The organism is Aeromonas sp. Y293-4, assembly GCF_027705905.1.
GTDB lineage: Bacteria > Pseudomonadota > Gammaproteobacteria > Enterobacterales > Aeromonadaceae > Aeromonas > Aeromonas veronii.
The window spans coordinates 487,577-500,217 of the sequence record NZ_JAPDCI010000001.1 but is presented as its reverse complement, the minus strand read 5'-3'; the positions used below and the strand labels follow the sequence as shown (position 1 = coordinate 500,217).

Below are 12,641 nucleotides of genomic sequence, written 5' to 3'. Positions count from 1 at the left end.
AAAAACCGGCGCCCCGCCACGGTGAGGGGCGCCACTGCACCCTACAATCGACAAGATGATAAGGATGAGTCATGGAACGCACGAAAAATCAATTGGATACGAATGGGCTCAATATGAGCTACATCTGGATGATCTGTTTGGTGGCCGCCTGCGGTGGCCTGCTGTTTGGTTATGACTGGGTCGTGATTGGCGGGGCCAAGCCCTTCTATGAGGCCTATTTTGCCATCACGGATCCGGCCCAGTCCGGCTGGGCCATGAGCTCGGCGCTGGTGGGCTGTGTGCTGGGGGCCGCCATCTCCGGCTGGTCAGCCGATCGCTTCGGTCGCAAGAAGCCGCTGATCCTGGCCGCCATCCTCTTCACCATCTCGGCGTGGGGCACGGCTGCGGCCAGCAACTTCGATCTGTTTGTGGTTTATCGCATCATCGGCGGGATCGGCATCGGTCTGGCCTCTGCGCTCTCGCCCATGTACATCGCCGAGATCAGCCCGGCCAACAAGCGCGGCAAGTTCGTGGCCATCAACCAGCTCACCATCGTCATCGGGGTACTGGCGGCTCAGCTGGTGAACCTGATGATCGCCGATCCGGTGGCGAGCAATGCGACTCAGGCCGATATTCTGGCGACCTGGAATGGACAGTCCGGCTGGCGCTGGATGTTCGGTGCCGAGCTGGTACCTGCGCTGGCGTTTCTGGTGTTGATGTTCTTCGTGCCGGAGTCGCCGCGCTGGTTGGCCAAAGATGGTCAGTATGAGAAAGCCTCCCGCATGCTCGGCAAGATTGGCGGGGATGCCTATGCCAAGCAGACCCTGGCCGATATCCGCCAGACTCTGGTGGGCGAGACCCACAAGGTCTCGCTGGCGGAGCTGGGCAAACCCTCGGTGCGGCCGATCCTCATCATCGGGATTGTACTGGCAGTCTTCCAGCAGTGGTGCGGCATCAACGTCATCTTCAACTATGCGCAGGAGATCTTTGCCTCCGCCGGGTTTGACATCAACAGCACCCTCAAGTCCATCGTCGCCACCGGTCTTATCAACTTGCTGTTTACCCTGATCGCGCTGCCCATGGTGGACAAGATTGGCCGCCGCAAGCTGATGCTGATTGGCTCGGCGGGCCTGACCATTATCTACGGCATGATGGCGGCGGCCTACGCCACAGGCGTACTGGGGCTGCCAGTGTTGCTGCTGGTATTGGCGGCCATCGCCATCTATGCCTTGACCCTGGCGCCGGTTACCTGGGTGCTGCTCTCGGAGATCTTCCCGAATCGGGTGCGTGGGCTGGCGATGTCGGCCGGTACGCTGGCGCTCTGGATCGCCTGCTTCGTGCTGACCTACACCTTCCCGCTGCTCAATGCCGGGTTGGGGGCTGCGGGCAGCTTCCTGCTCTATGGCCTTATCTGTTTTGCCGGTCTCATCTTTATCTATCGCAAGGTGCCCGAGACCAAAGGGGTGACGCTGGAGGCACTGGAAGCCCAACTGGCCCAGGGCAAGGTCGAACTGACGCCGACCAAGGCGAGCGCCTCGGCATGACGGTTTACACATTGGGCAACCCGCATCTTCGGATGCGGGTCTCTGCACAAGGGGCTTGTCTACTGGGGCTGGAGGATGAGCAGGGGCGCCCGCTGTTGCGCGACACGGACCCGGCGCAGCCCTGGCATCCCGGCCAGAGCGCGCTGTTTCCCATGTTGCCGCTGGCCAACCGGGTCGCAGGCAACCGTTTTGAGTTGTGGGGGGAGGAGCATCGCTTGCCAGAAAGTCCCGTCGATCCCGACTTCTTCCTGCATGGCGATGGCTGGTTGCAGTCATGGCAGTGGGTGGCGGGTTCTACCAGTTCGGTGACGTTGCAGTTGACCAGCCAATGCGGCCCTTTTCACTATCTTGCGGAGATAGACTATCGGCTGCATGGTGCGAGCCTGGTGGCGCGGATCAGCCTGACCCATCTTGGGGAGAGCCCCTGTCTCTATGGCGCGGGTTTTCACCCCTTCTTCTGGCGCGACGAGCAGACCCGCATCCGTTTTCTGGCGAGCGGCGTCTGGCAAGAGGGAGCAGATCATCTGCCGATCGACTGGTCGAGCAGGCTGGCGCCCCATCTCGATTTTCGCCAGTGGGCTCGCCCGCAAGGATGGCTCAACCACTGTTATGGCGGCTGGCGCGGTCAGGCCGAGCTTGACCATCCTGCCCGCCAGCAGCGGCTGCTGGTTTCAAGCGAGTGTGCCTTCCTGATGCTCTACCAGCCCGATGAGGGGAGTGGCTTCGTCTGTCTGGAGCCCCAGAGTCACGCCGCCAATGCCCACCACCTGGCCGGTCACCCCGGTTTGCGGCTACTCGCCAGAGGTGACCGCATGAGTATCGGGATGACCCTGACAGTAGCGTCCGGGGACTGATCATGATCTGGCTTGTGGTATTGGTGAACGCAAAGAGCCACCCGTCGGGTGGCTCTTTTTATTGCGGATTATCCTGCGTGTTACCTGATCTCCGGTCAGGCTATCTCCATCTCTGGCTATGGTGTCGAGGTGTGTTGGCTGGTCAGCTTGTCGATGCGCACCGCTGCCACCTTGAACTCGGGGATCTTGGCATGAGGGTCGGTGGCATTGATGGTGAGCCGGTTGGCCGGGGCTTCGGCAAAGTGGAACGGGATAAAGACCACGCCAGGCTGCATCCGCTTGGTGACGAAGGCGGGCAGTTCGATATGGCCGCGGCGGCTGGTGACCTTCACCCGCTCACTGTTGCTGATGCCCAACCGCTGCGCATCCACCACGCTCATCATCACCCGCGGGCCAGCCAACTTGTCGAGCCCCTTGGTCTTGCGGGTCATGGTGCCGGTGTGGAACTGCTCCAGCAAGCGGCCGGTGGTGAGCACGATGGGATAGGTCTCGTCGGGCAGTTCGGCGGCATAGCGGAACGGGGTGGCGACCATCTCCCCCTTGCCACGGGTGAACTGCTTGCTGTGGAGCAGGCGAGTGCCTTCGGGCGCCGCATCGTTGCAGGGCCACTGCAGCCCTTGTGCTCCCACCTTGTCCCACTGGATGCCGGCGTATTGCGGGGTGACCCGGCAGATCTCTGCGGTGATCTCCTGCGGGTGTTGATAGCGCCAGTCGCCACCCATGGCGTTGGCGATCTGCTGGATGATCCACCAATCCTCCCGTGCGTCACCCGGCGCCTTGAGGGCGGGGGAGATGCGCTGCACCCGCCGCTCGGTGTTGGTGAAGTGGCCGCTCTTCTCGGCAAAGGAGCAGGAGGGGAGCACCACATCGGCCAGCTGGGCGGTTTCCGAGAGGAAGATATCCTGCACCACCAGAAACTCCAGCTGCTTGAGCCCCTCGATGACGTGATGCTGATCCGGATCGCTCAGCACCGGGTTTTCCCCCATCACATAGAGCCCCTTGATGCTACCCGCGCAGGCGGCATCGATGGTCTCGGTGAGGGTAAGGCCGGGCGTGCGCGGCAAGTCTGGCTGCTGCCAGGCTGCCACGAAGCGGGCATGCACCTCGGGGTTGGCCACCTTCTGATAGCCGGGCAGGCAGTTGGGCAGCGCCCCCATGTCACAGGCGCCCTGCACGTTGGATTGGCCCCGCAGCGGGTTGATGCCACCCCCTTCAATGCCGATGTTGCCGCACAGCAGTTGCAGGTTGGCGATGGCCCGCACGTTGTCGTGGCCGGTGGTGTGCTGGGTGATCCCCATCGAGTAGTAGACGGCGGTGCGCTCGGCGGTGCCGATAAGGCGAGCGAGCTCGATCACCTGCTCGGCCGGTACGCCGGTGACGAGGGCGACCTTGTCCGGGGCATAGGCCGGGGAGAGCACCTCCGCTTGCAGCGCTTCGAACCCTTCCACCCGATCGGCAATATAGGCCTTGTCGTGCCAGTTGTTCTGGATGATCTGCTGCATCAGGCCGTTGAGCAGCATCACGTCGGTGCCGGGGCGGTGGGCCAGATAGAGGCTGGCATGGTCCGCCATCTCGATCCGCTTGGGATCGGCCACTACCAGCCGCGCCTTGCTCATGGTGACGGCCCGCTTGATATGGGAGCCGATGATGGGGTGGGCCGCCGAGGTGTCGGAGCCGATGATGAAGATGAGAGCCGAGTGATCAATGCTCGGGATGTCGTTGGTCATGGCGCCGCTGCCGAGTGACGCCTCCAGCCCGGTGACGGTGGAGGCGTGACAGAGCCGCGCGCAGTGATCCACGTTGTTGGTGCCCAGCTCCCGGCGCATGAACTTCTGGAACAGGTAGTTCTCTTCGTTGGTGGTTTTGGCTGACGAGAAACCCGCCAGCGCATCGCTGCCATAGTGCTGGCGCAGGGCGGTGAAACGCTCGGCCACCAGGGCGATGGCCTCCTGCCAGCTGGCGGGCACCAGCTCGCCATTTTTACGGACAAGCGGGGTAGTGAGGCGCTCCTCGCTCTGAATAAAGTCAAAGCCGAAGCGTCCCTTGACGCAGAGCAGCCCCTGATTGACCGGTGAGTTGCGATTCCCCTCCACATAGCGGATGCGGTTGTTCGCCTCATCGACGTAGAGGGTGACGCCGCAGCCGACCCCGCAGTAGGTGCAAATAGTATTGACCGGCGTGAGCAGCTCGGTGCGCCCCTGCGACTTGTCGCGGGCATCCACCAGAGCGCCGGTGGGGCAGACTTGTACACAGGCGCCGCACTGCACGCAGTGGGAGTCGCCCATCGAGAGCCCCGTGTCGAACTGCGGCCGGTTCGAGAGGGTGCCATCGTTGTTTTTGGCAAAGCGCAGCACCCCTTGTACCGCCTGTTCGCCACAGGTCTGCACGCACTGGCCGCAGCCGATGCAGCGGTTGGCATCAAACACGATAAATTCGCTGCTGTTATCCACTGCAAACTTCTGGCACTGGCTGGTGTCGAGAGCGCTCTGCTCGACCTTGTATTCGGTGGCGTAGTTGCGCAGTGCACAATCGGTGTTGGCCTGACAGCCGCACTCGAGGCAGCGGCTGGCTTCGCTGCGGGCATCGGCATCACTCAAACCACGCTCCACCTCGGCAAAGCTGCCCTCGCGATCCTGCTCTGCCAGATGGGGCATGATGCTGCGGGCGACTTTTTTCAGGTGAGCAAACTGGGCGGGATCGACCTGCTTGAGTGTGGGAGCCTTGCAGGCGTTGAAGGGCCGCACCGGGTCGATCATGTCACCGTGGAGGAACTGATCGATGGCCAGCGCCGCCTTGCGACCATCGGCAACCGCCTCGATGGCGGTGGCGGGCCCGCGGCGCAGATCGCCGATGGCAAACAGGTTGCCGTGGCCGCTGTGCATGGTCTCGGGGTGGGACTCCAGCGTCTGCCAGCGGGTGAAGGGGAGGGTGAGGGGCTCCCCTTCCATAAAGCTGAGATCCGGCTGCTGCGACACTGCCGCAATCACGGTATCAAACTCTTCAAGGAAGAACTCGCCGGTGGGCTCCGGGCGGCGGCGACCGGAGGCGTCTGGCTCGCCGAGAGCCATCTTCTCGAGGCGTACCTGACAGACGCGACCAGCCTCATCGGCCAGATTCTCCACCGGATTGGTGAGCATCAAAAAGCGCACCCCTTCGTGCTCCGCTTCGTCGATCTCATATGCCTCGGCGGGCATCTCGGCGCGGGTGCGGCGATAGATAAGGGTGGTTTCGGCGCCGAGGCGCACCGCCGTGCGGGCGCAGTCGATCGCGGTATTACCACCCCCGATCACCGCAACCTTCTTGCCAGTGGTGAGCCGCTTGGTGAGCATCTGATCCTTGAGGTAATCGACCCCGAGATAACAACCGGCTAGGGTGCTGCCCGGGTAATCCATCGGTACCGCCTTGGAAGCGCCAACCGCCAGACAGACCGCATCATAGTCGCGGCACAGCGCCGAGAGAGTGATCTGGTGGCCCAGTCGCTGCCTGGTGTGGATCCGCATGCCGCTTTTGCACATCAGGTCGATCTCCTGATCGAGGATCGCCTTGGGCAGCCGGTACTCGGGGATGCCGTAGCGCAGCCAGCCTCCCGCCTCGGGCATTGCCTCGAACAGGTCGACTTCAAATCCCTCGTAACCCAGATAGTAACCACAAGTGAGGCCGCCCGGGCCGCTGCCGATAATGGCAACCCGCTTGCCCTTGGCGGGCTTCTTTGGCGGTTGATAGGGGGCCGCTTCTGCCAGGTCCAGATCGGCGGCGTGGCGCTTGAGGTGGCGAATGGCCAGTGGCTCATCCACCAGCGCGCGGCGGCACTGTGCCTCACAAAAAGCAGGGCAGACCCGGCCGATGGAGAGGGGCATCGGCAGGGTCTGCTTGATGATGGCCATGGCTGCCTGGTGATCTCCCATGGCGATGTGATGCAGATAGGATTGAATGTCCACGCCGGCCGGGCAGGCGCGCTGGCAGGGGGCTTCGCAATCGGCGTAGTGATCTGAGAGGATGCGGCCGAGGGCCTGCTGGCGGTGGGTGCTCAGGGCATCGCTGTAGCTGGTGATCACCATCCCTGCCTCGGGGAGTGTCTCGCAGGCGCGGCGGATGCCGAGACCGGCAATCTCGACCACGCAGAGGTCGCAGGGTGTCTTAGGGCCGCTGGTGTTGTCACCGCACAGGGTGGGGATATCAGTCTGGTGCTGTTTGGCTATCTGGAGCAGGGTTCTGGTCGGGTCAACCGTCAACTGAGCCCCATCGAGGGTGATGGTGATCATTGCGTCATAAACTCGCTTTCAAGGCGCAGAAAATGCTGCATCTGGCGGAGCCAGCAGGGGAAGCGACAGGGAGGTCGCTTGCTATACGCTCACCATAACAAAGGTTATTTACAACTTTATTTGATTTTAGACAGCTTATTGTTCAAAAGAGAAAACGATTTCAGGTCGTCTTGTCTACCTCATCGGCACGGCGCATCGTTGAGAACTATTCCTGTTGAAGCAGGATATTCATTGTTTTATTGTCAGTTGATGCGTCTGGTAGAAGAGAGGCTGCTCTCGCTCGCGATAGGCATTATCCGCCAGTAGCACCATTTGTGATGCAACTTATTTTGCATAAATGGTGACTCAAGGCATGCGGCGTATACAGAGCAAAGGGGGTGGGTGGCACTCGGTTGGATAAAAGGTTGGTGGATAGGGGGCGGGCATGCGTGAGTGGCGAGTCCTAGATAAAGAAAATGGCCACCTTTTCCAAGGCGGCCATTCACGTTGCCGATCGGCGCACTGTTGGCCCAAAGGGTTGGTCGCGGGAGATCAGCCGGATATCAGGGTCGGTAGTCGGGCTTGCCAGATCTGGTGCCAGTGCTGCAGTTCGCTGCGCGGCATAGGGCGGGCGGTGAAGAAGCCCTGACAGATATCGCACCCCAGCTTGGCCAGCAGTTGCCAGGTCTGCACATCTTCCACCCCTTCGGCGACTGATTTCAGCCCCAGCTTGCGGGCTAGCTCGATGCTCGATTCGATGATGGCCAGACGGGAGGGGTCGGCATAGCAGCGATCGACAAACGAACGGTCAAGTTTGAGCTCGGTAAACGGCAGCAGCGCCAGCTGCTGCATCGAGGAGTAGCCGGTACCGAAGTCATCGATGGAGAGGCCAAAGCCGTGCATCCGCAGCCGGGTCAGCACCTCCAGTGCCTTGCCGATATCCTCGACAAACGAGCTTTCGGTCACCTCCAGGGTGATCAGCTCGGGATTGACGCTCCAACGCTGGCACTGGTTGATCAGGAAGTGGCAGAGATCCCCCTCGATCAGCGAGGTGGTTGAGAGGTTCATCGACAGATTGAGGGAGAGGCCGGTCTGGCCCCACAGATGGCAATCCTGCAGCGACTTGTTGATGATGACATCGGTCAGCTGGTCGATAAGGCCGTTGTTTTCCGCCAGCGGGATAAACATGCCGGGGGAGATCAGCCCGTATTCCGGATGCTGCCAGCGGGCCAGCGCCTCCATCCCCACCCACTGGCCGGACGCAAAGCCGACCTTGGGTTGATACCATGGCAACAGCTGGTCGTTGTCGAGGGCGCGTTTGAGCTCGTCCACCGAGAGGACGAGGCCATCGTCCTTGCCCGAGGGGGCCGACTTGGGTGCCCAGGAGTCGATCAACTGGCGCAGCCGCTGCGGGCTGGAGGGTTTCTCGATGCGACCCAGCACATGGAGGCCATAGGCCGCGCTCATGCGCAGTACGGCCTCTACCACGTCATCTTCCAGCGCGCTGGAGAGGATGATGCCGCCCCGAAAGCCACCCAGCGAGAGGCGGCGCAGCAGCGCCATGCCATCCATGCCGGGCATCCGCAGATCGCAGAACAGGATGTCGACAGTGTGGCTCTGGCACAGCGCCAGGGCTTCGATGCCGTCTGCGGCCTCCAGCAGTTGCTGATAACCGAGCGCCCGGATCTGGTGCATCAGGGTCTTGCGTTGAAACCCGTGATCCTCGACCACCATGATGACCAACTCGTCTGCCGTTCTACTCATCGAGCCACAATCCCATTTCACGTTCAATATTGTTCATCTGTTCTTCCACTCTCTGTGTCAGCAGCGCGAGCTCGCTCAACTGCTTGAGGCGGGCCACCGATTCCAGTTGCGCTGCCTGCTCGGCCAGGGAGAGCTCCCCGACCATTCTGGCTGCCCCTTTGATGCGGTGGGCGATCTCCACCAGCTCCTGGCTATCATCGGAGGAGAGCGCGCTCATCATAGCGTGGCAATCTTTCCGGTTGGAGGTCAGATACTCCCTTGCCATGCTTTTGGCAATCCCTTCATCGCCAAACAGATCTTGCCAGCGACCGATCATGTCGAGATTGATGGCCTGTCGTGCGGGCACTCTCTCTGTGATCGTAGTCGCGGGCAACCACCGCAGCAGCATCTGGCGCAGTGACTCCAGCGAATAGGGTTTGCACAGCATGCCGTTCATGCCGGCTGCCGTCATATTGGCTGCCGCCTCCTCCGAGGTATCGGCGGTGACACCGATGATGGGGGCCTGCTCCCCTTGTTCCCGCAGGCGGCGGGTCAGGGTGTAGCCATCCATGTGCGGCATGTGGCAGTCGGTGATCAGCAGGGCGAAATCCCGGGTTTGCCAGGCGCGCAACGCCTTCTCTCCATATTCCACTACCTCGCACTCTACCCCCAGAATCGCCAGCTGACGGGTCAGCAGGGCGCGATTGACCAGATGATCATCGGCGACCAGCACCCGCCCGCCCAGTTTTTCGATGCTGGCGGCATGGGTGGTCACGGCTCGCCCGGTGATCAGTTCGCGGCAGCTTTCGAGCAACAGATCCGGATAGAGGGGGGATTGGCCGAGGCGCCACCAGTTCTCCGAGCCCATGCGCCCCCGCAACGCTTCGCGGGGGGAGAGGATGACCCCCTTGAGAGTGCCGGACTGCAGCAAGGTGTGCCAATCGCTCCCCATGCTGGACTCCAGCGCGGCCTCTTCCGCTAACAGCAGGCCGTCGAGATCGGCGGTGAGCTGGTGGATCTCGAGGGGGGTCAACCGGGCGCCGAGCCGTGCCATGGTGGCCTGCAAGGCGGCATCGCTACCCAGCCACCACCATTCGCTGCCCGCCAGTGCGGGTGGTTCCCACAGGACATTGAGCAGCGGGATGCTGAAGCGGAAACAGGCCCCTTCACCGAGCTGGCTCTTGACCGTCAGGGTGCCGCCCATCTTCTTCACCAGCTGATCACAGATGGCCAGGCCCAGACCGGTGCCACCAAAGCGGCGATTGATATCGGATTCCACCTGCTCGAACGGGGTAAAGAGCAGCGCTTGCTTCTCTTCGGCGATGCCGATGCCGGTATCCGTCACCGCGATAACCAGCTGCTGGTCGTGATAGCTGGCCTGGATCGAAATGATGCCCTGCTCGGTGAACTTCACCGCGTTGTTGAGCAGATTGGAAATCACCTGGCCCACTCTGACCGGATCGATATCGGCCAGGTCGGGGAGTTGATCCTCCCACTGGAGCGTGACCTTCAGCCCCTTGCTGTAGGCCAGTGCGGCATGGCCGCGGATCACATCGCACACCACAGGTTGCAGACGGCAGGATTGGCGATTGAGGTGCAGCTGACCCGCCTCGATTTTGGAAAAGTCGAGGATATCGTTGACCAGATAGAGCAGGTGGTTGGCCGAGCTCTCCACATTGCGCAGCAGATAGCGCTGGTCATCATTGAGCTCACTCATGCGCAGCAGCTCCAGCATGCCGTGCATGCCCGAGATGGGGGTTCTCAGCTCATGGCTCATGGTGGCCAGAAAACGGCTGCGAGCCTGCATCGCCTGCTCGGCTGCGGCGCGCGCCTCGCGCAGTTCATGCTCCTGTTGCTTGATGGCGGTGATGTCCTGCACCACGCCGTTGAGCAGGCGATCATTGCCCTGTTGCGCCACAAAGTTGCCGCGGATCTGGATATATCGCTCCCCCTGAACAGAGGGCACCAGCACCTCCATATCGAGCGGCTCAAGGGTTCGCGCATGTTTGGCCACCTTATCGATAAAGGCTGCCAGAGCCTCGTCGTTCAAGCCGAGGATCACGCCGCCAGACTCGGCTGCCATCAACTCTTGATGGGTCATCCCGAGAATGTCGCTGGCTCCTTGGGACAGATAGAGGAATTTCCCCTTGCCGGCCCCTTGCCAGAGATATTGATAAACCAGACCCGGCATGCTGTCGGTGATGTCCCGCAGCCTGCACTCCACTTCTCGCACCTTGTTTTCGGCGGCCTTGAGGGCACTGACATCGGTCAATACCGTCAGCACCCCCTGAATCGCGCCGTCTGCTGCGCGATAGGGCAACTTGACGTAGACCACGTGAAGGGGAATATCCCCCTCGCGCTGGGTATAACCCGATCCTTGGAAGCTCTCGCCGGTTTCCCAGACCGCACGCTCCTCGCATAGCATCTGTTGCCGCTCGTCCTCGGTCATATAACCCCAGCCATCTCCTGCGGATCCGTCACCGATAAACAGCTCGCGGTATGCCCGGTTGCAGAGGGTCAGGCGATGCTCGTGATCCCGCAATGCCACCATATTGGGCAGGGAGTCGAGCAGGGTCTGGACGAACACCAACTGCTCATTGAGTGTCTTCTCGGCCCGTTGTCGCTGCACGATCTCCCGTTTCAGGGTGCGGTCCAGGCCCAGAACAGGGCAAACAGCAGGGTGGCTGCCGCGCCGCCCATTGCGAACCAGAACAGCACTGTTTCGCTATTGATGCCGGTCTGCACGCTCATGGAGAGCCAGCGTCTCTCCACTTTATTGAGCTCCTCCGGCGGTATCGAATAGAGCACCTTGGTGAGGATCCGCTGCAGCATGGGATCTTTGCGCGTAGCCATGGCGACCGGCAGGCGCAAGTCTTTGCCGGCATAGACCACCTGATAGCGTTCGCTCACCCGCTTGTTGATGGATGGCAGGGTGACCATCACGTAGTCGGCATCGCCCGTGTCCAGCAGCTCCAGCAAGCGGTTGTCATTGTTGACCTCTACCAGATGGGCGCCGATGTGGGTCAGTAGATCTTTATCCAGCGAGCCATGCACCATGCCGACCCGTTTCCCTCGCAGCAGTGAGAGATCGGTGATATCGGTACTGCCTTTGGGGGCAATAACGACCCGATCGACAAACAGATAGCCGGGGGTGAACAGCGCAAACTGGCCGCGGTCGTGGTTGGGGGAGATGGCCGGAATAAAATCGATCTGCCGCAGCTTCAGCATATTCTGGGTTTCACCCCAGCTATTGGTGCGAACCAGAGAGAACTTCAGCCCGGAGACTTGCTGCATCAGCGCCATCAGGTCCGCCACATAACCGACCAGCCTGCCCCGGTAATTGAATTCGCTCATGGAGGTCCAGTCCGGAGAGACGCCGTAAGTCAGCTCAGGATGCTGGTTGAGCCACTCCTGCTCCTCAGGGGTAAACTGCACAGACTTCACCGCTCCTGAGTCCGCATGTTGGCTAGTCGTAGTGGCGGCCAGCATGTGACGACGATCTTCAACCGGTATCTCGTTGAATGCCTTGCTCACCAGGCTGACTAGTGCCGGGTCGCTCTTGTGCATATTGATGGAGAGAGACGTGCCGCTTACCCATTCCGGAGTGGCAATGGTGAAGCCAGCCTTGGGATGCTGATCTCTCACCATCACCAGTGACGGCATGTCGGCAAGATAGGCGTCAGCCATGCGCTTTTTGAGCATAAAGGCTGCTTCACTGCGACTCTCTGCCTCGGTCACACGGAGAAATCCCAGTTTTTTCAATTCACTGCAAGCATTGACTCCTGTGACACAGACCCAGTGCAAACCATGGGCATCCTGTCGTGACAACTTCGTTTTGCCATTGTTGAGCAGCACGCCGCGTGGCATGGAGAGCAAAAACGGGAGGGAGACAATCTTGGATCGCCATTGTTCGCTTGGCTGGTCGTTCACCAGTATGTCGATTGCTCCGTGGTCAAGTCCGGAGAGCGCATCCACGTAGGAGGGGTAAACCTTGTAGCGCAGGGTCAAACCGAGCGTTCTGGCAATCTGCTGCGCAATGTCGGGGACTGGGCCGGTAAAACGTTGATCTGCATCCTTATAGCTGTATGGAGGGTCACCCATCATCGGCATGCCGATGACCAGCTCCTGGTGTGATGACAGCCAGGCGCGCTCAGACAGATCAAACTCGTCTTCATTCAGACTGGTAATGGCGTGCGCCGCCACGCCCCAGAGCAGTAGCAGGAGAAACAGGAATAGACGATCACATTGGCGGAGCATCAGAAGGAATCCAACAGAATTGG

The 12,641-nt window shown here is 61.1% G+C and carries 4 protein-coding genes and 1 pseudogene; 2 read left to right on the top strand and 3 right to left on the bottom strand.

Translation table 11 applies throughout. The annotated features are described in order from the left end of the window. Positions 1-71 precede the first annotated feature (71 nt). Both OKC31_RS02115 and OKC31_RS02110 read left to right on the top strand, forming a co-directional pair. Positions 72-1,523, top strand: coding sequence for a sugar porter family MFS transporter (locus OKC31_RS02115; RefSeq protein ID WP_033136275.1), 1,452 nt, complete (start codon positions 72-74; stop codon positions 1,521-1,523). Then, positions 1,520-2,377: an aldose 1-epimerase gene (locus OKC31_RS02110; RefSeq protein ID WP_270656080.1), complete on the top strand. Its 858-nt coding sequence runs from the start codon at positions 1,520-1,522 to the stop codon at positions 2,375-2,377. Before OKC31_RS02115 ends, OKC31_RS02110 begins: the two co-directional genes overlap by 4 nt. Positions 2,378-2,493: 116 nt before the next feature. On the opposite strand, the gene fdhF is transcribed toward OKC31_RS02110, so the two are convergent. The 3 genes and pseudogenes from fdhF to OKC31_RS02095 all read right to left on the bottom strand — a co-directional run bounded on the left by fdhF (position 2,494) and on the right by OKC31_RS02095 (position 12,618). Next, positions 2,494-6,639: a formate dehydrogenase subunit alpha gene (gene fdhF, locus OKC31_RS02105; protein ID WP_270656079.1), complete on the bottom strand. Its 4,146-nt coding sequence runs from the start codon at positions 6,637-6,639 to the stop codon at positions 2,494-2,496. A gap of 531 nt (positions 6,640-7,170) precedes the next feature. After that, a complete protein-coding gene (locus OKC31_RS02100; RefSeq protein WP_247823148.1) occupies positions 7,171-8,382 on the bottom strand; it encodes an EAL domain-containing response regulator in 1,212 nt (403 codons plus the stop codon). After that, positions 8,375-12,618, bottom strand: a pseudogene (locus OKC31_RS02095) (ATP-binding protein). Before OKC31_RS02095 ends, OKC31_RS02100 begins: the two are co-directional and overlap by 8 nt. Positions 12,619-12,641: the final 23 nt, after the last annotated feature.